This window comes from Janthinobacterium violaceinigrum (assembly GCF_009208555.1).
In the GTDB taxonomy this organism is placed as follows: domain Bacteria; phylum Pseudomonadota; class Gammaproteobacteria; order Burkholderiales; family Burkholderiaceae_D; genus Janthinobacterium; species Janthinobacterium violaceinigrum.
Genome location: NZ_WFLI01000024.1, coordinates 71,436 through 92,418 on the forward strand (window position 1 = coordinate 71,436; position 20,983 = coordinate 92,418).

A 20,983-nucleotide genomic window follows, 5' to 3' on the forward strand; every position below is an offset into this window, starting at 1 on the left:
CGCCGCGAACCTGCCCATGAACATACTCACCATCGATGCCGGCACTACCAATACGCGTACCTTGCTGTGGCGCGCAGGCGCCGTCGTCGCCCAGGCGCAGCTGGAAACGGGCGTGCGCAATACCGCCATCGATGGCCATAACGGCGCGCTGAAACAGGCGCTGCGCGACACCATCGCCAGCGTGCTGGCCAGCGCGCGCATCGCGCCGTCCGAGGTGGACCTGGCGCTGGCCTCGGGCATGATCACCTCGCCCATGGGCGTGCAGGAAGTGCCGCATTTGCCGGCGCCCGCCGGCCTGGCCCAGCTGGCGCAAGGCATGCAGGCGGTGGACTTGCCCGACGTGCTGGCGCAGCCCCTGTGGTTGATTCCCGGCGTGCGCAACCAACATGGTGCCGTCGGCCTGCATAACGTCGAGGCGATGGACATGATGCGCGGCGAAGAGACGGAAGTCGTCGCGCTGCTCGAGCGCCTGCAGCTGCGGGGCGCGGCAACCTTGATCATGCCCGGCTCGCATACCAAATTGATCAGCGTGGACGAGCAGCGCCGCATCCTCGGCTGCAGCACCACCATCGCGGGCGAACTGCTGCAGGCGATCACGCAGCACACCCTGATCAAGCAATCGGTCGACGGCGGTTTTGCGCAGACCCTGGTGCCGAAAATGCTGCTGGCCGGCGCGGCCGCGGCGCAAAAGACGGGACTGGCGCGCGCCTGCTTCAGCGTGCGCACCCTGGGCCAGTTCAGCGCCATCGAATGCAACGAGCGGGCCAATTTCCTGATGGGCGCAGTGCTCAGCGGCGACTTGCTGGCGCTGCGCAACAGCACCGCCATCCAGATGCGGCCCGATACCCCGCTCGTCATCACCGGCAAGCCCATGCTGCGCCAGGCGCTCGGGCTGCTGATCGAAGAACACGGATTTTTTTATGGCAAGCGCATCATCGTCGACGACCAGCAGCAGGCAAATCTGGCTGGCCACGGTGCGCTGCTGATCGCCGCCGCGCGCGGCTTGATTTCCCCGCAGGAGACAGTATGAGTGACAATAAAAAGCAGCTCCAGCTGCGTTCGCAAGCGTGGTTTGGCGGCGACGACAAGGACAGTTTCATCCACCGCAGCTGGATGAAGAACCAGGGTTATCCTGGCGATGCCTTCGATGGCCGTCCCGTCATCGGCATCTGCAATACCTGGTCCGAGCTGACGCCCTGCAATGGCCATTTCCGCGACCTGGCCGAGATGGTCAAGCGCGGCGTGCTCGAGGCGGGCGGCTTTCCCGTCGAATTTCCCGTGATGTCGCTGGGCGAGACGAATCTGCGCCCGACGGCCATGCTGTTCCGTAACCTGGCCAGCATGGATGTCGAGGAATCGATCCGCGCCAACCCGATCGACGGCGTGGTGCTGCTGACGGGCTGCGACAAGACCACCCCGGCCCTGCTGATGGGCGCGGCCAGCGTGGACTTGCCCACCATCGTGCTGTCGGGCGGCCCCATGCTGAACGGGAATTACCGGGGCAAACCGATCGGTTCGGGCACGGACGTGTGGAAGTTTTCCGAAGACGTGCGGGCCGGGCGCATGACCTCCAGCGAATTCAAGCAGGCCGAATCGTGCATGTCGCGCTCCGCCGGCCACTGCATGACCATGGGCACGGCTTCAACCATGGCCAGCATGGTCGAAGCGCTGGGCGTGACCCTGCCCGGCAACGCCGCCATTCCCGCCGTCGATGCGCGCCGCAAGCTGCAGGCGCAGCTGACGGGCCGGCGCATCGTGGACATGGTGCGCGAAGACCTGAAACTGTCGCAGATCCTCACGCGCGAAGCGTTTGAAAACGCCATCATGGTCAACGGCGCCATCGGCGGCTCGACGAATGCGGTGATCCACCTGCTGGCCATCGCGGGGCGCATCGGCGTGGACATGCGCCTGGCCGACTGGGACCGCCTGGGCCGCGACATACCGTGCCTGCTCAACCTGATGCCATCGGGCCAGTACCTGATGGAAGACTTTTACTATGCGGGCGGCCTGCCCGTGATCATCCGCGACCTGCTGGGCAAACTGCATGGCGAGGCGCTCACCGTCACGGGCGCCAGCATGGCCGTCAACGTGGCCGAGGCGGAAAACTTCAATCCCGACGTGATCACGCCGCTGACGCAGCCATTCAAGGACGAGGGCGGCATCGCCGTCCTGCATGGCAACCTGGCCCCGCGCGGCGCCGTCATCAAGCCCTCTGCCGCTTCGCCGGAGCTGATGCAGCACCGTGGCCGCGCCGTCGTCTTCAACAGCATCGAGCACTATAAAAAGCGCGTCGACGACCCGGCGCTCGATATCGACGCCAGCTGCGTGATGGTGCTGCAAAATTGCGGCCCGCAGGGCTATCCGGGCATGGCGGAAGTGGGCAATATGGGATTGCCGAAGAAGCTGCTGGAGCAGGGCGTGCGCGACATGGTGCGTATCTCGGACGCGCGCATGAGCGGCACGGCCTACGGCACGGTGGTGCTGCACGTGGCGCCGGAAGCGGCCGTGGGCGGGCCGCTGGCCCTGGTGCGCGATGGCGACATGATTGAGCTGGACGTGGCGGGACGGCGCTTGCACCTGGACGTCGACGAGGCCGAGCTGGCGCGCCGGCGGGCAGAATGGAGCGCGCCGCCACCGGCCATGAAGGGCGGCTACCAGTCGATGTACATCAAGCACGTGACGCAGGCCGACGAAGGTGCGGACCTCGACTTCCTCGTCGGCTGCCGGGGCTCGGCGGTTCCGCGCGAATCACATTGAAAGAAGGAACAGACATGGGGACACAGGCCCAATTACTGGTCGATGCGCAGGATTTCCTGGGCGAGGGCGTGCGCTGGTGCGAACGCAGCGGCCGCGTTTTCTGGACGAATATCGAAGGCTGCCAGCTGCATGCGCTGGTGCTGGCCACGGGCGAACGCCAGCGCTGGGACATGCCCGAGCGCCTGGCCTGCTTCGCGCTGACGGACAATGCCGAGGTGCTGCTGCTGGGACTGGCCTCGCGGCTGGCGTGGTTTGACGCGCGCAGCGGGGCCGTCACGCCCTTGCACACGGTGGAGGACGACTTACCCATGACGCGCCTGAACGATGGCCGCTGCGACCGCCAGGGACGCTTTGTCTTCGGCACGCTCGATGAACGCCCGTGCCGCGATGCCATCGCCAGCTTCTACCGCCTCAACCTGGACCTGACCCTGGAGCGTTTGCCGCTGCCGCAGATCGCCATCTCGAACAGCATTTGCTTCAGCGTCGATGGCACGGCCATGTATTTTTGCGACTCGATGAAGAAGGCGATCTACCGCTGGGACGATTACCTGGGGGGCGACGCCAGCCGGGTGCGCGTGTTTGCCGTGCTCGATCCGGGCCCTGGCGCCGCCGATGGCGCCACCATCGATGCGCACGACCACCTGTGGAGCGCGCAGTGGGGCGCCGGCAGGGTCTTGCGCTTCGCGCCGGACGGCAGCATCGAGCGCGCGATCGGCTTGCCCGTGTCGCAGCCCAGCTGCGTGAGCCTGGGCGGCCCCGATTATGACGAGCTGTTCGTCACGACGGCCCAGGAAAACCTGACGCCGGCACAACTGGAAAGCGAACCACTGGCCGGCGGATTGTTTCATGCGCGCCAGCCTGGCTTGCGCGGCTTGCCGGAGGTGCGCTTCGGCGCCCTGCCGGCCTGACAGGAGAGAGCATATGCAAAAGCACCTGGTTTTCAAGGGCATCCTCGAACGGGGCATGGTGGGCATCGTGCGCGCCCCTTCGGCGCAGGCGGCCGTGCAGATCGCCGAGGCGTGCATCGCCGGCGGCATCACGGCGCTGGAAGTGGCCTTCACCACGCCCGACACCCTGGGCGTGCTGCGCACCCTGCGCGAACGCCACGGCCATGACGTGCTGCTGGGCGCGGGCACGGTGCTCGATACGGAGACCGCGCGCGCCGCCATCCTGGCCGGCGCCCAGTTCATCATCTCGCCCGGCGTGAACGTGGAAACCATCGCGCTGTGCCAGCGCTACCAGGTGCTGGCCATGCCGGGGGCGATGACGCCGACGGAAATCGTCACGGCCCTGCAGGCGGGCGCCGACATCGTCAAGGTCTTCCCCGCGGAGATGTTCGGTCCCGCCTACATCAAGGCGCTGCGCGCGCCGTTGCCGCAAGCGCCATTGATGCCCACGGGCGGCGTGACGGTGGAGAACCTCGATGAATGGTTTGCCAGCGGCGCCGTGGCCGTGGGCATCGGCAGCAGCCTGAGTGGCCCGGGCGCCACGGGCGATTACGCGGCCGTGACGGCGCGCGCGCAGGCTTTCGTGGCGAAGATGGCGGCCGTGCGGACTTCTAGGTCTTCTGGATAGCTCCCTGCGCTGGATAATTCTGCTACGCTAGGCGGGCAATGTCGCACGCCCAACCACGAACAGAATATGTCCAACATCGCCCGCATCCTGCAAGACAGCCGCATCATCGCCATCGTCGGCATGTCCGACAAGCCCGAACGCGCCAGCCACGAAGTGGCCGATTACCTGCTGCAGCATGGCTACCGCGTATTGCCTGTCAATCCGGCCCTCGCCGGCAAGCAGGTGCTGGGCCAGCACGCCTATGCGTCCCTGACCGAGGCGGCGGTCGCCGTCGCACCGGCGCGCATCGATATCGTCGACTGCTTCCGCAAGCCGGCAGACATTCTGCCCATCGCCGAGGAAGCCATCGCCGTCCAGGCGCGCTGCCTGTGGCTGCAGCTGGAGGTCGTCAATGAAGAGGCGGCGCGCCTGGCGCGCGCGGCGGGGCTGGAGGTGGTGATGGACCACTGCACGAAAATCGAGCACCGCAAGCAGGCGGTGGCGGCATGAAGGCGCGCACGCAGTTCCGGGCCGGGAAGGACTTCGACCTGAACGAGGATTTCGCGGGCAAGCGCCTGCTGGGCGCCGCCACCAAGGCGGCAAACAAGAAGCTGACGGCGGCCCAGTGCAAGGCGCTGGACCGCGAGGAAACCGTGGCGCTGACGGCGCAGATCGCCGAGTGCCAGAGCATGCTGTACGCGCAGCACAAAAAGAAGGTGCTGCTGGTCCTGCAGGGCATGGATACCTCGGGCAAGGACGGTACCGTCAAGGCCATCTTCAGCAATATCAACCCGATGGGCATCCGCGCCGTGGCGTTCAAGGGCCCCACCGATATCGAACTGGCGCACGATTACCTGTGGCGCGTGCACCAGCACGTGCCCGTCAAGGGCGAGATCGCCATCTTCAACCGCAGCCATTACGAGGATGTGCTGATCACGCGCGTGCAGGACATGATCGACAAGGCCGAATGCCAGCGCCGCTACGCGCAGATCCGCGATTTCGAGCGCATGCTGAGCGAAACGGGCACCGTCATCCTGAAAATCTTCCTGCATATCTCCAAGGACGAACAGCGGGGACGGCTGCAGGAGCGGCTCGACGATCCCGACCGCCAGTGGAAGTTCGATCCCAACGATATCGCCCAGCGCAAGAAGTGGGATGGCTACCAGCGCGCCTATGAAACGGCCATCCGCGAAACCGACGCCGACCATGCGCCCTGGTACGTGGTGCCATCGAATTCCAAGACCCAGCGCAACCTGGTGGTGGCCTCGCTGCTGCTGGAAACGTTGCAGGGCATGAAGCTGGAATATCCGGCGCCGGACCCGAAACTGTCGTCTTTCAAGGTCGAGTAGCGCCTGGGGGAGTTTGGCGCTGCGCCTGCGGAATCGGCCGCGCTGTGGCATAGTATCCCTCGTCGATAATTCAAACCAGACCGGAGATGCATATGCTGCAGTTGAAAGATCCTACCTTGTTGCGTCACCAGGCTTACGTGAATGGAGTCTGGGTCGATGCCGATGGTGGCCAGACGATTAATGTGAGCAATCCCGCCACGGGCGAGCATATCGGCACGGTGCCCCTGATGGGCGCGGCCGAGACGCGCCGCGCCATCGAGGCGGCCAATGCCGCCTGGCCTGCCTGGCGCAAGAAGACGGCCAAGGAGCGCGCGGCCGTGCTGCGCCGCTGGCATGACCTGATCCTGGAAAACGCCGACGACCTGGCGCTGATCATGACCACCGAGCAGGGCAAGCCCTTGCCGGAAGCGAAGGGCGAAGTGCAGTTCGGCGCCTCGTTCATCGAGTGGTTTGCCGAAGAATGCAAGCGCGTCGCAGGCGATACCCTGCAGTCGCCATGGCCGGACCGCCGCCTGGTCATCACCAAGGAGCCGATCGGCGTGTGCGCCGCCATCACGCCATGGAATTTCCCCGCCGCCATGATCACCCGCAAAGTCGGCCCGGCCCTGGCCGCCGGCTGCCCGATGGTCCTCAAGCCGGCCGAAGCGACGCCGTTTTCCGCGCTGGCGCTGGCTGTGCTGGCCGAGCGCGCGGGCGTGCCTGCGGGCGTGTTCAGCATCGTCACGGGCGCGCCGAAGGACATCGGCGGCGAGATGACGTCGAACCCCATCGTGCGCAAGCTGACATTTACGGGTTCGACCCAGGTGGGCCGCCTGCTGGCCGAACAATGCGCGCCGACGATCAAGAAGCTGTCGCTGGAACTGGGCGGCAACGCGCCGTTCATCGTTTTCGACGACGCCGACCTGGATGCGGCCGTGGAAGGCGCCATCGCCTCGAAATACCGCAATGCGGGCCAGACCTGCGTGTGCGCCAACCGCCTGTATGTGCAGGACAGCGTGTATGACGCGTTTGCCGACAAGCTGGTGGCCGCCGTGGCCAAGCTGAAGGTGGGCAATGGCATCGAGGCGGGCGTCACGCAAGGCCCGCTGATCGACGCCAAGGCCGTCGCCAAGGTGGAAGAGCACGTGGCCGACGCGCTGGGCAAGGGCGGCCGCCTGCTCGCTGGCGGCAAGCGCCATGCGCTGGGCAATGGCTTCTTCGAGCCGACCATCATCGCCGACGTGACGAACGACATGCGCGTGGCCACGGAAGAAACCTTCGGTCCGCTGGCGCCCCTGTTCCGCTTCAAGACGGACGATGAAGTCATCGCCCTGGCCAACAATACGGAATTCGGCCTGGCTGCCTACTTCTATTCGCGCGACATCGGCCGCATCTGGCGCGTGGCCGAAGGCCTGGAAACGGGCATGGTCGGCGTCAATACGGGCTTGATCTCGAACGAGATCGCACCCTTCGGCGGCGTCAAGCAATCGGGCCTGGGCCGCGAAGGGTCGACCTACGGCATCGAAGACTACCTGGTCATCAAGTACATCTGCATGGGCGGTATCTAGGATGCTGGATTAAATCTGCCGGGCGGCGCGCTTTCCGGCCTGCGATGCGCGCTGCTTCGGCGGCCCCGTACCTAGTACAGCTGCGCTTCCTGGCCAGAAATCGTTGCCGCTCGCTACGATTTTCTCAGGCATCCGTGACGTCTGTCAGTGACGGCTGTTGCGAGCCGATCCTAACCTGTCCAGCATGCCCTTGACCGCCTGCATCTGCGTGCCGCTCTTGCGGTAGAAATCCGGGTCGATCGGATTGAGGCTGGTGTAGCCCCAGAAATCCCAGCAGCCTTTCGGGTTGTACGGGTAGACGGGGCTCGGTTCGGCCTGCGGATACAGCACGATGATCTTGTTGGCGTCCGCTACCTGGTTGTAGCCGGTGCTGGTATAGAACCGGTCGCCGATGGCTTGCGTCGTTTGCAGGCAGCCGTGGAAGACCACGTGCACGCGGCAGCTCTCGCTGTCGCAGGCTTTCGGGATATAGGCGTAGCCCGTATTGTTCATGCTCGAGTACGCGCTCTGGATGAAGCTGCGCTGGTTGAAGGAGATCAGCTTGCCCGTCAGCGTGGCCGATGCGGGCTGCAGCCCCGGGTACAGGTGCTGCAGGATGTCGCGCGCCTGCACGAAGTCGCAGTCGTTGATGAAGGGCGACGCCGTCACGCCGCAAGCCGTGTCCTGGTTGTTGTCCGTGATGATGGCATGGCCTGCGCCGACATTGTCGACGAAGCGGATCTGCTCGGCCGGCGTGCCCGCCAGCGCATAGAATTTCCCCACCTGTTCCACCACGGGCTGCGTCACGGTCTGGTCTTTCGTTCCGCTGAACAGATACACGCGCTGGCGTTTCAGGTTGGCCGTGTCGTCGATCAGGCGCATGCGCGCAAAATCGTTCGCTGCACGCAGCAATTCGCTGGCCACGGGCGGCGCCACCTGCGCGCTGCCTGGATTCATGCAGGTGGTCAGGGCGTTCGTCAGGTAGGGAATGTAGGGGAAGCGCCCCGGCTGGCCCGAGCAGAAATACGGGCCGCCCGCGATGATGCCGGCGCCGGCAACGGTGGCGGAATAGGCGACGGCAAACTGCGCCGCCATGAAGCCGCCCGAGGACAGGCCGGACACGGTGGTCTGGCTCAGGTCGGCCTGGTAGCCGGGCAGGGCGGGGGCGTCTCTTGTCGCGGCGGGCGTGACGGCCTTGGCGGCCTTGACGGTTGTGGCGGCGTGGGCGCCGGCTGGCGCGAGGGTCAGCAGGCCTGCGGCCAGCAGTGCGCAGACGGGACGGGAAAGGGCGGGGAAGGGCATGGCATCTCCACAAGACAGGAAAAAGGACAGGAAGGCCGAGCATAGGTAAAAAAACTGTGCGTTGGGCAAGTACTGCACCGTCGTTGATGTCGCTCAAGCTATCGCTGTTGTTGTTGCTCTCATACGCGCGCGCAGCGTTTGACATAGAATGGTTTTTTTCCTTCCCACCATGGTGCCCCTCATGTCCAAGACCTTTGCCCAGCTGTTTGCGCTGACCACCCTTGCCGCCAGTGCCAGCCTGGCCATCCCCGCCCATGCTGCGGAAGCCGCCACGGCTGCCGCCGCACCGGCCGCCTGTCCCGCCATCCTCAAGCAGACGTTCAACCGCTTGCAGGATGAAGCGCCGCAAAACCTGTGCCAGTACGCGGGCAAGGTCGTGCTGGTGGTGAATACGGCCAGTTATTGTGGTTTTACCAACCAATACGAAGGACTCGAGGCGCTGTACGCCAAGTACGGCAGCAAGGGACTGGTGGTGCTGGGCTTCCCGTCGAACGATTTTGGCAAGCAGGAGCCGGGCAACAGCAAGGAAATCGCCGATTTTTGCTACAACACCTATGGCGTGAAATTCCCCATGTTCGCCAAGTCGGTGGTGTCGGGCCCGGCGCCGAATCCCCTGTACGTGGATCTGATCAAGCAGACGGGCAAGACGCCCGCCTGGAATTTCCATAAATACCTGATCGACCGCCACGGCAAGGTGGTGGAAAGCTTCCCCAGCAAGGTGACGCCGGACGACAAGAAACTGGTGGGTGCGGTGGAAAAAGCGCTGGCGATGTAAGTTGCCAGGACACAAGCAGGCTTGAACGCCTGCTTTTTTTTAATGCCGCGCTTGTCGTCTTGCCATCACTGTCCTAAGCTGGGTGTTCGCGTTTGTCACAACAAAGGAGAACATCATGGCGTATGTCGATGGATTTGTGGTGCCCGTACCGAAAGCCAAGCTCGATACCTATCTGGCCATGTCGCGCGCCTGCGGCGCCGTCTGGCGTGAATATGGCGCACAGGAATTTCGCGAATGCGTGGGCGACGATGTCAAGCCGGGCAAGCTGACCTCGTTCCCGCAGGCGGTGGACTTGCAGGATGGCGAAGTGGTGGTGTTTTCCTGGATCGTGTTCGAATCGCGCGCCAGGCGCGATGAAATCAACGACAAGGTCATGAAAGACCCGCGCCTGGCCGAGATGATGGACCCGGCCAAGCTGCCGTTCGATGGCAAGCGGATGATCTACGGCGGCTATGAAATGCAGGTAGATATCAAATAAGCAGCTGTGCGGGCAGCGCCCCGCGCAGGGCATTGCACACGACGATGGCCTCGGCTTGCGCCAGCATGGCGCGTGTGATGATGGTTTCCTGCGCGTCCCAGGCGGGATCGGCCAGCATGGCCGCGCGCTGCACGCCGGGCAGCAAGCCGCAGGACAGCGGGGGCGTGTGCCAGCGGCCATCGAGTTTCACGAACACATTGCTGCGCCCGCCCTCCGTCAGCTCGCCCCGTTCATTGAAGAACAGCATGTCGAAAGCGCCTTGCGCTTCGGCTGCGCGCCAGGCTGCGTCATAGCGCGCGCGCACGCTGCTCTTGTGACGCAGGAACAGGTCGTCCGCCATGGTGGCGTCGGGCGCCAGCAGGACGTTGACCGTGTCCGGCAGGGCGGCGAGAGCGCCGCTTTGTACCGTGCACTGGCCATCCTGGCGCAGCGCCAGGCGCAGGCGGAATGGCGCATCGTCCGGCCGCTGCGCGCAGGCGGCCTGCAGCGCGGCGCGGGCGGCATTCTCGTCCCACGCAAAACCGAAGTAGGCGCAGGAAGCGGCCAGGCGCGCCAGATGGCGCTCCTGCTGGCGGCAGCCGCCCGTGCGGCTGGCGTGCAGGGTCTCGAACAGTTCGAAGTCGTTGGCCAGTCCCGTGAGGAAGCGGGCCTTGAGCTGGCACTCCGCAAATTCCTCCTGCGGGTCGCTGTCGAGCACGATGCCGGCGCCCACGCCCATCTCGCCGCGCCGGATGCCGCCAGGACCTGCCGGCTGCAGGGCCAGGGTGCGGATGGGCACGGACATGCAGAAGTCGCCCACCGGGCGGGGAGTGCCGGCGTGTGGCGGATCGAACCAGCCGATGGCGCCCGTGTAGATGCCGCGCGGCGCCGGCTCCAGCTCGGCGATGATTTCCATGGTGCGGCGTTTCGGCGCGCCCGTGATCGAACCGCACGGATATAAGGCCTGGAAGATGTCGGCCAGGCTGGCGTCGTCGCGCAGGCGCGCCTGCACGGTCGACGTCATTTGCAGCACGCTGCTGTAGCGCGTCACCTCGAACAGGGCCGGCACCGTGACGGACCCCGTGGCGGCGATGCGGCCGATGTCGTTGCGCAGCAGGTCGACGATCATCAGGTTTTCCGCGCGGTTTTTCGGATCGCTGGCCAGGGCGCCGGCGCGGCGCGCGTTTTCCTGCGTCTGTTCGGCAGGGGCGGCCGGCGCCGTGCCTTTCATGGGACGCGCCGTCAGCTCGCCTTGCGCATGGCGCACGAACAGCTCGGGCGACAGCGACAGCAGGGCGCCGCCATCGGGCAGCATCACCAGCGCGCCGTACGGCACGGGCTGGCGCGCGCGCAGCCGCGCATACAGGGCCAGGGGCGAGCCGAAGGCGTCGAAGCGCAAACGGTAGGTGTAATTTACCTGGTAGGTATCGCCGGCCACGATGTAGTCGTGGATGCGGTGCAGCGCGCGCGTGAATTCGGCCTGATCCACGTTCGCGCGGATGTTGGCCACGCCAGACGGCGCTGCCGTCGCCGGCGCACGTTGGTCCAGCCACTGCAGCACCTCATCCTGCGACAGCGGCGTGCAGTGTTCAAAGACGAGCACTTGCGCCAGCGGCGGTGCGTCGATGCCGGCCGCGCGCGGCGGCATGGCCAGCAAGTGCGCGCCCAGTTCGTAGCTGCACACGCTGACGGCGTGCTGGCCGCGTTGCAAGGCCTCTTGCAGCCCTGCGAGCAGGGCTGGCCACCCGCTGCCCTCGGTGCATTGCAAGACCGCCGCCAGGCCCGTGTACAGGCGCGAACCGGCGCCGGGCGTGCTGGCGTCGTCGAGCAGGGCGAAGCAGTCGGCAGGCATGGGGACTGCTATCCCAGCAGCATGGCGATTTGCAGCGCCGCTTCCTGGGATGGATTGATCTTGAAGCCGCTCTTGGCGTAGCGGTGCCAGCGTCCGATGACGTAGCCGACGATCAGGGTGGCGCGCGCCGCCACTTCGCTTTCCTTGCCATGGCCTTCGGCGGCGGCCACGCGCAGGGACTGCTTGAGCGCCAGTTCCACGCGGTCGTAGAACTGGTTCATGCGCACTTGCAGGCGCTCGTCCTCATTGACCAGGGCGTCGCCGATCAGCACGCGCGTCATGCCCGGATTGCTGATGGCGAAATTGAGCAGCATGCCGACGATGTCGCGCGTCTGCGTCATGCCGTCGCTGTGCTTTTCCGCGATCTGGTTGATCAGGCCGAAAACGCTCGACTCGATGAATTCGATCAGCCCTTCGAACATTTGCGCCTTGCTGGCGAAATGGCGGTACAGGGCCGCTTCCGAGACGGCCAGTCTGGCCGCCAGTGCGGCCGTGGTGATCTTTTCGCCTTTCGGCTGCTCCAGCATTGCGGCGAGGGCCTGAAGAATTTGTAGCCTGCGTTGGCCCGGCGGTGTGCTTGCCATATTTTCTCTTGTCGTTAAAAAAAATGCTGCCTTGATGGGGGAGGTCCGTCACCGCCGCTAGCGGTGCGGCTTCCGGCGTCAACCGGAAGCCCAGGAATCCCCTTCAACGCAGTCGGTGAAGGCGGCGTGCCAAATGCCGGACAGATTTTACTTTGACATCGACGTAAGCGGGGCGATTTAACGCCTTGGGCAGCTTGGCCACGCCGATCGGATCGGCCATTTTCAGGTATTGCGTGACCCAGGCCGTGCGCAGGCCCAGCTTTTTTGCCCCCTTCAGGTTGGCCAGGGTGTCTTCCACGAGGATGCAGCGGCCCGGGCGGAGCTGGTGCTTGCGCATCAGTTTGCGCAGCATCAGGGTCGATGGCTTGGGCCGCAGCTGGCGGTGCACGTGCATCGCCTCGATGGCGATATGCTGCGCAAAGTGCTGGCGCAGGCCCAGGTGGCGCATGACGTCGCTCGAATAGCGCAGCGGCGCATTGGTGAGTAAAATTTTACGGCCAGGCAGGCGTTTGAGTAAAGCCCCCAGTCCCTTCTCGGCGCGTATCATGGCGCGCAAATCGTCGAACGCATGTGTCTCGTGGAGGAAGTGCGCGGCTTGCACCTGGTGGTGCTTGACCATGCCCAGCAAGGTGGCGCCATAGCGGCGCCAGTAGGCCGCGCGCGCCGCATTGACGACGGCGTCGTCGGCCGGCGTCACGCCGTCGCCCAGTACGCGGGCAATATAGGTGTTCATATTGGCCGTGATGGTGGGAAAGATGGCGTGCGAGGCATTGTGCAGCGTGTTGTCGAGGTCAAACAGCCAGACCGGCGACGAGCGGTTAAGATGGGACACAGGCACAGGAGTCTTTGCTAGCGAGAGAAGATGAAAAATTCAACAATCAGGAAAACCATGCGACGCCAGATTATAGTGATGTTTTGCGGATTATTCTTGCTGCCGTTGCAGGCGGCCTTGGCCGACGCGGCACCCGTGGCGCAAAACCGGGGTGCCCTGTTCAAGGTGCAGGACGGGGGCCACACCCTGTATCTGTTCGGCACCATCCATGTCGGCGCGCCCGATTTTTATCCACTCGAGCCGACGGTGACGCAGGCGTTGCAGCAGGCCGGGGCGCTGGCGCTGGAGATCGATCCCGGCGCCGATCCGCGCGCCGCCATGGGCGCCGTGCTCAAATACGGCATGGAAGCGCCAGGCAGCAAGGCGCCGCCTGACTGCCGCCAGACCCTGGCGCCGCGCCTGGCGCCGTTGTTGCAAAAATACGGCATTCCGGCCGAATCGGTGGCGCCGATGAAGCCGTGGATGCTGGCCAGCATGCTGGCCATCGGCGAATTTTCCACCCTGGGCTACCGCTCGGAACTGGCGGTGGACAATTATCTGTCGCAGCAGGCCAAGGCGCGCAAGATCCCCGTGGTGGAACTCGAATCGATGGAAGGCCAGATGGCGCTGTTCGGCGCCATGTCGCCGGCCGACCAGTGCCGCTTCCTGGAAGACGGCGTGGTGTCGATCGAGGACCAGGAGCAAAGCCAGGAAGCGCGCGAGATCGCCGACGCCTGGCGCACGGCCGATGCGGCCGCCTTCGACAAACTGGCCGCCAAAGCGGCGCAAGACCCGTCGTTCGCCGCCCAGTTCGTGCAGAAAGTGCTGCTCGACGGCCGCAACCCCGCCCTGGCCGACGGCATCGCCAAACTGCTGGCACGCGAAAAGTCCAGCCTCGCCGCCATCGGCGTGCTGCACCTGGTGGGCACGAAAAGCGTTCCGGATCTATTGCGTCAGAAGGGCTTGAAGGTCGAACGGGTGTATTGAGCTGCTGGCTTAGCCGCGCAAGCAACGGCGGCAGAGCAGATGGAAAAGTGTTCAGGGCAAGGCGGACTGACGAAGACAGTACGCAGGTACGGCGAGGAAGGACAACGCCGCCATGGACATTTTTTCAGCTGCGGGGAGATATAGTTGGTGCCCTTGACGTGGATCGAACACGTGGCCTCTCCCTTACCAAGGGAGTGCTCTACCACTGAGCTACAAGGGCAAATTAAAAGCGGCGCCAGGTGATCTGCGCCGCCAAACTACTCGCCGTGATGCACGGCGATTTTTTTAGTGCGAACGGATCATAGTACCAAAAGCCTGCTCGGTCAACACTTCCAGCAATAATGAGTGTTCGATGCGGCCGTCGATGATGTGCACCGTGTTCACGCCGGACTTGGCGGCGTCGAGCGCCGACGAGATCTTCGGCAGCATGCCGCCCGAGATCGTGCCATCGGCGAACATCTCGTCGATTTCGCGCGCCGACAGGTCGGTCACCAGATTGCCCTGCTTGTCCTGGACGCCGGCGATATTGGTCATCATGATCAGCTTTTCCGCTTTCAGGATTTCCGCGATCTTGCCCGCCACCACGTCGGCGTTGATGTTGTAGGCCTGGCCGTCCTGGCCGAAACCGATCGGCGAGATGATAGGAATGAAGGCATCGTCCTGCAGCGCCTTGACGACGGCCGGGTTGATCGCGTCGATCTCGCCGACGAAGCCGATGTCGAGGAATTCGCCCGGATGTTCGCGGTCCGGCATCTGCATCTTGCGCGCGCGGATCAAGCCGCCATCCTTGCCCGTCAGGCCGACGGCCTGGCCGCCGTAATGGTTGATCAGCATGACGATATCCTGCTGCACTTCGCCGCCCAGCACCCACTCCACCACTTCCATGGTTTCTTCGTCGGTGATGCGCATGCCTTGCACGAAGGTGCCTTGCTTGCCGATTTTTTTCAGCGCGTTGTCGATCTGCGGTCCGCCGCCGTGGACCACGACGGGGTTCATGCCGACCAGCTTGAGCAGGATGACGTCGCGCGCGAAGCCGTGCTTCAGGCGTTCGTCCGTCATGGCATTGCCGCCGTATTTGATGACGATGGTCTTGCCGTGGAAATTGCGGATGTAGGGGAGGGCCTCGGCCAGAATCTGCGCCTTGATTTGCGGCGACACCGCCGTCAAGTCGTCATTCATGTCCAGGTTCAAGTTAGCTAGTTGATTCATGGCGAGTCCGGAAAATAGATTGGTGAGATTTTACAGGGAAGACGAAAATCTTGGAGGCATTATAGGGCGATCTTGTTGTATTTTCCCTGATCATCCTATAGTCTGGTCCGATATGTCCGCCAGCCAGCCCTTTTACTGCCAGTTACATCTGCGTCGCGCGGGGACCTGGCGTGTCACACACTTGCCAATTCAAACACAGCCATGAGCCAGTGCAGCCGCTGCGGCGCCACTTTCCAATGTGGCCAGACCGACCCCCAGGCCAGCGGACCATGCTGGTGCACGGCCCTGCCGCCCGCCATGCCCGTGCCGGGCAACAGCGCCATCGGCTGCTGGTGCCCTGCCTGCCTGCAAGCGCATATCGCCGCGCTGCCGCTGCCCGCAAAAGCCATAACGTCGGCCAATTAAGCGCTTCGGCATGCAATTGCTTTGCAATAAACCTTGCATTCTGTAGGGGAATACGTTCAGACTTCGATTTTTAAGAATTTCTGATAGGAAAGTCATGCGCTTCAGGGATATCCGGATCGGCGTGCGCATCAATGCCGGTTATGCCATTTTGATCGTGCTGATGCTGGTCGTCATCGTGCTGGCGGGCAGCCGTATCTACGCCATCCGCGCCGAGACGGACGATATCCTGCAGCGCGACTGGGTCGCCGCCAAGGCCACCAGCAAGATCCACAGCCTGGCGCGCGAGGCGGCCACGCGTATCGCCAGCCTGCCGAGCCAGCACAAGCTGGCGCAGCGCCAGGCGAACCAGGAACGCCTGGAGGCGATCCGGCAAGGCATCGACGACCAGGTGCGCATCCTCGACGGGCTCGATGCGCGGCCCGACGAGCGGCGCCTGCTGCAGCAGATGCACCAGGCGCGCGCCGGCTATTACACGTCCCTGCAGTCCCTGTTCGCACTGGTCGGGCAGGGCGACGATGCTGGCGCGGAGCAGACGATGCAGACGCAAACGCTGCCCGTGCTGGAAAAGGTGCTGCTGTACGTGGGCCAGCTCGACGACTTGCAGCAGCAGCAGATCCGCGACAGCGCGGCCAGGATACGCAACGACATCGACACTTCGCTGCTGCTGATGGGCGGCATCGGCCTGGCTGCCCTGCTGACGGGGCTGGCCTTTGCCTGGTCGGCGCGCTCGATCACGCGCCCGCTGGGCGAGGCGGTGGCGATCGCCACGCGCGTGGCCAATGGCGACCTCAGTTCCATCATCGAAGTGACGTCGCGCGACGAGACGGGCGAATTGCTGCAGGCGCTCAAGGACATGAGCACCAGCCTGGCCGTCGAGCAGGACCTGCGCCACGCCGTCGAAGTGGCCGAGGATGCGACCAAGATGAAGTCGGACTTCCTGGCCAATATGTCGCACGAGATCCGCACGCCCATGAACGGCATCATCGGCATGACCCACCTGGCGCTGCAGACGGATCTCACGTCGACCCAGCGCAACTACCTGGAGAAGGTGGAATCGGCTTCGAAGAATCTGCTGGCCATCATCGACGACATCCTCGATTTCTCGAAGATCGAGGCGGGCAAGATGGCCTTTGAAAAAGTCGATTTTTTCCTCGAAGACGTGCTGGCGCAGATCGCCGACCTGTCCGTGATGCGGGCCCAGGACAAGGGACTGGAACTGCTGTTCGACATCGGCCCCGACGTGCCGAATGCATTGCAGGGCGATCCGCTGCGCCTGGGACAGGTGCTGATCAACCTGACCAACAATGCCATCAAATTTACGGAAAAGGGCGAGATCGTCGTCACCATCCGTCTGCAGCAGCTCGAGGAACATGCGGCGGTCTTGCGCGTGGACGTGCGCGACACGGGCATCGGGCTGACGCCGCCCCAGCGCAGCAAGCTGTTCCAGGCCTTTACCCAGGCCGACACCTCGACCACGCGCCACCATGGCGGCACGGGCCTGGGTCTGACCATCAGCAAGCGCCTGGTGGAAATGATGGAAGGCGAGATTGACCTGGTCAGCGAAGCGGGCGTGGGCAGTACCTTTTTCTTTACGGCCCGCTTCGGCCTGGCCGCCGTGCCGCGCGACAGCCTGCCGGTGCCGCTGCAATTCCAGGGCCTGCGCGTGCTGGTGGTCGACGACAACCCCAGCGCGCGTGAAATCTTCGTCAGCATGCTGACGGCGCTGGGCTTCGAGGCGCGTGCCGTGTTTGGCGGTGTGCTGGCCATCGGCGCCGTGGCGCAGGCGCGCGCCGAGGGGCGGCCGTACGGGCTGGTGCTGATGGACTGGAAAATGCCGGGCATGAACGGCCTCGATACCCTGGCTGGCATCCGCGCCGATGCCGCCGGCATCGATGCGACGCCGGCCTGCATCATGGTCACGGCCTTCCATCGCGAAGCACTGCTGGAGGCGGCACGCCAGCGCGAATTGCCGCTCGACGGCGTATTGAACAAGCCGGTCAGCGCCTCGACCCTGCTCGACCAGATCTCGTTCGTGTTTGGCGGCGTGACGGGGCAGAGCCGCAAGACGCAGCGCCAGAGCAGCTACCGCGACGACGAACGCGCGCTGCGCGGCGCCTGGCTGCTGCTGGTGGAAGACAATGAGGTGAACCAGGAAGTGGCGCAGCATATTCTCAACGACGCCGGCATCCGCGTCGATATCGCGGGCAACGGCGCCATCGCGCTGGCAAAGATCGAGGAAAACGCCTATGACGGCGTGCTGATGGATTGCCAGATGCCCGTGATGGATGGCTACCAGGCCACCCGCAAGCTGCGCCAGGACCCCCGTTATTCGAATCTGCCCGTGATCGCCATGACGGCCAATGCCATGGTGGGCGACAAGGAAAAATGCCTGGACGCGGGCATGAACGATTTCATCGCCAAGCCGATCGACGTGGCGCAGCTGTTCGGTACGCTGGCGCGCTGGATCGCGCCAGCCGCGCCGCAGGAAATGACGGCGGTGGTGGCGCAGCCGGAAGCGGAGCTGCCCGTGATCGCGGGCCTGAAAATGGCGGAGGCCATGCGCCGCGTGGGCGGCAACGCCGCTTTGATGCGAAAATTGCTGGACCGTTTTGTGGAAACCCAGTTCGATGCCATGCAGCGCATCGTTGCCGCCATCGAGAACAACCAGCTCGAGACGGCGATCCGCGAAGCGCATACCCTGAAGGGCCTGGCCGGCAATATCGGCGCCGGTGGCCTGGCCGACAGCGCCGCGCGGGTCGAGCATTTGCTCAGCCTGGGCTCGCACGACGGCTTGCCGCAGGCGCTGGCCGCCTGCACCCTGGCGCTCGACGAACTGGTGCCGAAGATCGTGCTGGCCATGCAGGCGCGCAGCAATGCGGCCGAGGCGGGCGCTGCGCCGGTGGTGCAGGTGGCCGCGGTGGACCGGGCGCAGCTGGAGGCGGGCTTGCGCGAGCTGTCGCAACTGCTGCAGCAGGACGATGCGCAGGCCGTCAAGCACCTCGACGGCATCGGTCCCGTGCTGGTCGCGGCGGGCCAGGCCGAACATGCGCGCCAGCTGAAGCGCATGCTGGGACAATACGATTTCGAAGGTGCGCTGGCGCAGCTGGGCGAGGTAGCCGATGCGCTGGAGCTGACACTGTGACAAGGATAACTATGCAAAGCGAAGGACGGGCATGAGAGCGCCGGCAAGCAAGCCAACCATCCTGGTGGTCGATGACACGCCAGACAATATCGACCTGCTGCGCGCGGTGCTGGAAGACGATTACCGCACCAAGATCGCCGTCAATGGCGAGCGCGCGCTGAAGATCGCCGCCGGCAGCGACCAGCCCGACCTGATCCTGCTCGACATCATGATGCCGGGCATGAGCGGCTACGACGTGTGCCGCGCGCTGAAGGCTGATCCCGCCACGGCCGCCATTCCCGTGATTTTTGTCACCGCCATGAGCGAAGTGGCCGACGAGCAGCTGGGCCTGGCCCTGGGCGCCGTCGACTACATCACCAAGCCGATTTCGGCGCCCATCGTGCTGGCGCGCATCAAGACGCAACTGGCGATGAAGCAGATGCAGGATTTCCTGCGCGACCAGAACCAGTACCTGGAAACGGAGGTGGAACGCCGCGTGCAGGAAGTCAAGGCGCTGCAGGATGTCACCATCCACGCCATGGCTTCTCTGGCCGAGACGCGCGACAGCGAGACGGGCAACCATATCCGCCGCACCTCGCACTACCTGAAGGCGCTGGCCGAGAAGGTGCGCGGCTTGCCGCGCTTCCGCGATTTTTTGACGGACAAGAATATCGAACTGCTGTTCAAGACGGCGCCGCTGCACGACATCGGCAAGGTGGGCATCCCCGACCATATCCTGCTCAAGCCGGGACGCTTCGAGCCGCACGAAATGGCTATCATGAAGACGCACACCACCCTGGGGCGCGACGCCATCCTGGCGGCCGAACACGAGCTGGGCATCGAAGTCGATTTCCTCAAGTACGCGAAAGAGATCGCCTACAGCCACCATGAAAAATGGGATGGCAGCGGCTACCCGCAAGGGCTCGCCGGCGAAGACATCCCGATTTCGGCACGCCTGATGGCGCTGGCCGACGTGTATGACGCGCTGATCAGCCGGCGCATCTACAAGCAGGGCATGGACCATGCGCAGGCCGTGCAGATCATCGTCGAAGGGCGCGGCTCGCACTTCGACGCCGAGATTGTCGACGCTTTCCTGGAAATCCAGGAGCAGTTCATCGCCATCTCCAACCGCTATGCCGACGGCGTGTGCGAGATCGCCGACAAGCAGCGGCAGGTGGCGCCGTTTGCCGACAAAATCAGCTGACGGTTCAGCTGACGGTCTTGAAGAAGCGCAGCATCTCACGGCTGGCGTCCGGGCCCTTGCCATCCGTATAGCTGCCGCTGCCGCTGCCGCCCGACCACGCGTGGCCGGCGCCGTGGATCACCCAGTGTTCCCCCAGCGGCGAGCCGTCGGCCTGGCGGTGCGTGGTGCGCGTGTAGCGGTGGCCATTCGGCACACTGCCATCGATGGAATCGGCCCTGGCCGCCTTGCCGCCGGCCTGGCTGCGCACGCCCTGGGCGATCAGTTCATCGCCATTGCGCGGGTTGACGGTGGTGTCGCGGTCGCCGTGGAAGACGATGATGGGTACGCCGCCCGCCGGCGCCTGGCGCTGGGCATTGGGCATGGCGCCGCCCTTCATGGCGGCCAGCGCCGACGGCAGGTCCTGTGCCGAGGCAAAGGGCAGGCCCGAATGCACACCGACGGCGGAAAACACGTCCGGATACAGGGTGCCGACGATGACGGCCATGGCGCCGCCCGCCGACAGGCCGGCGACGAACACTGCGCGTTCATTGACCGGGTATTCGTCGATGACCTGCTGGGCGATGCCGGCGATCAGCGACGGCTCGCCCTGGTCGCGCTGCTGGTCGATGGCATTGAACCAGTTCCAGCAGCGCGAGCTGTTGGCGCCCTGCGTCTGCGCCGGGTAGACGACAAAACACTCCTTTTCTTCGGCCAGCGCATTCATCTGCGTGCCGGCGGCGAAATCGTCGGGGTTCTGCGTGCAGCCGTGCAGCATGACGATCAGCGGCATGGCCTGGCCGTGATAGCTGCTGGGGATATACAGCTTGTACGAACGCGTGCCCGCATGGTTGCGGTACACGCCATCGATGAACTGCGCGCCAGCGGGCATGTCCGCCGGTGCCGTGGCCGGCGCATTGAAGCCGGGCGGATGAAAATTCGGCAGCTCGAAGCTGGGCATGTCGAAGCCGTGCTGCCCCAGGCCCACGGGCACGCCCAGGCGCGCCATGAAATCCTGTGCGAAGTCCTGCGCCGCCTGCGCGGGCGTGGGCGGCGCCGCTGGCGTTTCCGGTGCGGCGGCCGCTTGCGGCTGGGCGCCTGCGGCAGGCGCCGG

General features: G+C 64.7%; 19 protein-coding genes and 1 tRNA gene. 13 read left to right on the forward strand and 7 right to left on the reverse strand.

The features are described 5' to 3' along the window. Nucleotides 1–16 precede the first annotated feature (16 nt). The 7 genes from GCN75_RS19320 (at nucleotide 17) to gabD (ending at nucleotide 7,207) form a co-directional block, all read left to right on the forward strand. Nucleotides 17–1,030: a 2-dehydro-3-deoxygalactonokinase gene (locus GCN75_RS19320; protein ID WP_152283872.1), complete on the forward strand. Its 1,014-nt coding sequence runs from the start codon at nucleotides 17–19 to the stop codon at nucleotides 1,028–1,030. Beyond that, on the forward strand, nucleotides 1,027–2,757 hold the full coding sequence (araD, locus tag GCN75_RS19325) for an L-arabinonate dehydratase (protein WP_152283873.1): 1,731 nt from the start codon (nucleotides 1,027–1,029) through the stop codon (nucleotides 2,755–2,757). The genes GCN75_RS19320 and araD overlap by 4 nt, the downstream gene beginning before the upstream one ends. 14 nt (nucleotides 2,758–2,771) lie before the next feature. Continuing rightward, on the forward strand, nucleotides 2,772–3,665 hold the full coding sequence (locus tag GCN75_RS19330) for an SMP-30/gluconolactonase/LRE family protein (RefSeq protein ID WP_152283874.1): 894 nt from the start codon (nucleotides 2,772–2,774) through the stop codon (nucleotides 3,663–3,665). Between the two features lie 13 nt (nucleotides 3,666–3,678). Further along, a complete protein-coding gene (locus GCN75_RS19335) occupies nucleotides 3,679–4,332 on the forward strand; it encodes a bifunctional 2-keto-4-hydroxyglutarate aldolase/2-keto-3-deoxy-6-phosphogluconate aldolase (protein ID WP_152283875.1) in 654 nt (217 codons plus the stop codon). Between the two features lie 66 nt (nucleotides 4,333–4,398). Continuing rightward, nucleotides 4,399–4,821, forward strand: coding sequence for a CoA-binding protein (locus GCN75_RS19340; RefSeq protein ID WP_152283876.1), 423 nt, complete (start codon nucleotides 4,399–4,401; stop codon nucleotides 4,819–4,821). Beyond that, nucleotides 4,818–5,660: a PPK2 family polyphosphate kinase gene (locus GCN75_RS19345; RefSeq protein ID WP_152283877.1), complete on the forward strand. Its 843-nt coding sequence runs from the start codon at nucleotides 4,818–4,820 to the stop codon at nucleotides 5,658–5,660. The genes GCN75_RS19340 and GCN75_RS19345 overlap by 4 nt, the downstream gene beginning before the upstream one ends. A gap of 92 nt (nucleotides 5,661–5,752) precedes the next feature. Continuing rightward, entirely contained in the window at nucleotides 5,753–7,207 is a 1,455-nt protein-coding gene (gabD, locus tag GCN75_RS19350; RefSeq protein ID WP_152283878.1) for an NADP-dependent succinate-semialdehyde dehydrogenase, read from the forward strand. Between the two features lie 144 nt (nucleotides 7,208–7,351). Here gabD and GCN75_RS19355 read toward each other — a convergent pair whose 3' ends face one another. Continuing rightward, the gene (locus tag GCN75_RS19355; RefSeq protein WP_152283879.1) at nucleotides 7,352–8,488 is read right to left on the reverse strand and encodes an extracellular catalytic domain type 2 short-chain-length polyhydroxyalkanoate depolymerase; all 1,137 of its coding nucleotides are present in this window, start codon (nucleotides 8,486–8,488) and stop codon (nucleotides 7,352–7,354) included. A gap of 181 nt (nucleotides 8,489–8,669) precedes the next feature. Here GCN75_RS19355 and GCN75_RS19360 point away from each other — a divergent pair, with 181 nt between their 5' ends. Next, nucleotides 8,670–9,263 (forward strand): glutathione peroxidase, encoded by a 594-nt coding sequence (locus GCN75_RS19360; protein WP_152257847.1) that lies wholly within the window; start codon nucleotides 8,670–8,672, stop codon nucleotides 9,261–9,263. Between the two features lie 115 nt (nucleotides 9,264–9,378). After that, nucleotides 9,379–9,741, forward strand: coding sequence for a DUF1428 domain-containing protein (locus tag GCN75_RS19365; RefSeq protein WP_152283880.1), 363 nt, complete (start codon nucleotides 9,379–9,381; stop codon nucleotides 9,739–9,741). Here the strand turns inward: GCN75_RS19365 and pabB are convergent. The 3 genes from pabB to GCN75_RS19380 all read right to left on the reverse strand — a co-directional run bounded on the left by pabB (nucleotide 9,734) and on the right by GCN75_RS19380 (nucleotide 12,994). Next, nucleotides 9,734–11,572 carry an aminodeoxychorismate synthase component I gene (gene pabB / locus GCN75_RS19370; RefSeq protein WP_152283881.1) on the reverse strand — a complete coding sequence of 613 codons (1,839 nt, stop codon included), beginning with the start codon at nucleotides 11,570–11,572 and terminating at the stop codon, nucleotides 9,734–9,736. The genes GCN75_RS19365 and pabB overlap by 8 nt on opposite strands. A gap of 8 nt (nucleotides 11,573–11,580) precedes the next feature. Then, complete coding sequence (slmA, locus tag GCN75_RS19375; RefSeq protein ID WP_152283882.1) at nucleotides 11,581–12,156, reverse strand: nucleoid occlusion factor SlmA; 576 nt, start codon at nucleotides 12,154–12,156, stop codon at nucleotides 11,581–11,583. Nucleotides 12,157–12,259: 103 nt separating this feature from the next. After that, nucleotides 12,260–12,994, reverse strand: coding sequence for a pyrimidine 5'-nucleotidase (locus GCN75_RS19380; RefSeq protein ID WP_152257851.1), 735 nt, complete (start codon nucleotides 12,992–12,994; stop codon nucleotides 12,260–12,262). Nucleotides 12,995–13,084: 90 nt separating this feature from the next. On the opposite strand from GCN75_RS19380, the gene GCN75_RS19385 reads away from it, so the two are divergent. Beyond that, nucleotides 13,085–13,954: a TraB/GumN family protein gene (locus GCN75_RS19385; protein WP_226941467.1), complete on the forward strand. Its 870-nt coding sequence runs from the start codon at nucleotides 13,085–13,087 to the stop codon at nucleotides 13,952–13,954. 145 nt (nucleotides 13,955–14,099) lie between these two features. Here the strand turns inward: GCN75_RS19385 and GCN75_RS19390 are convergent. Together GCN75_RS19390 and argB are read right to left on the reverse strand one after the other, a co-directional pair. Beyond that, nucleotides 14,100–14,174, reverse strand: a tRNA-Thr gene (locus GCN75_RS19390). A 65-nt stretch (nucleotides 14,175–14,239) separates the two neighbouring features. Next, nucleotides 14,240–15,133: an acetylglutamate kinase gene (gene argB, locus GCN75_RS19395; protein WP_010393729.1), complete on the reverse strand. Its 894-nt coding sequence runs from the start codon at nucleotides 15,131–15,133 to the stop codon at nucleotides 14,240–14,242. Between the two features lie 231 nt (nucleotides 15,134–15,364). Between argB and GCN75_RS19400 the strand changes: the two genes are divergently transcribed. From GCN75_RS19400 to GCN75_RS19410, 3 genes are all read left to right on the forward strand, one after another. Then, nucleotides 15,365–15,568, forward strand: coding sequence for a cysteine-rich CWC family protein (locus GCN75_RS19400; RefSeq protein WP_152283884.1), 204 nt, complete (start codon nucleotides 15,365–15,367; stop codon nucleotides 15,566–15,568). 94 nt (nucleotides 15,569–15,662) lie between these two features. Further along, nucleotides 15,663–18,710 carry a response regulator gene (locus GCN75_RS19405; RefSeq protein WP_152283885.1) on the forward strand — a complete coding sequence of 1,016 codons (3,048 nt, stop codon included), beginning with the start codon at nucleotides 15,663–15,665 and terminating at the stop codon, nucleotides 18,708–18,710. Nucleotides 18,711–18,741: 31 nt separating this feature from the next. Then, nucleotides 18,742–19,893, forward strand: a complete 1,152-nt coding sequence (locus GCN75_RS19410; RefSeq protein ID WP_152283886.1) for a response regulator — start codon at nucleotides 18,742–18,744, stop codon at nucleotides 19,891–19,893. A gap of 4 nt (nucleotides 19,894–19,897) precedes the next feature. On the opposite strand, the gene GCN75_RS19415 is transcribed toward GCN75_RS19410, so the two are convergent. Next, the coding region (locus GCN75_RS19415) for an extracellular catalytic domain type 1 short-chain-length polyhydroxyalkanoate depolymerase (RefSeq protein WP_152283887.1) at nucleotides 19,898–20,983 on the reverse strand (1,086 nt) is incomplete at its 5' end.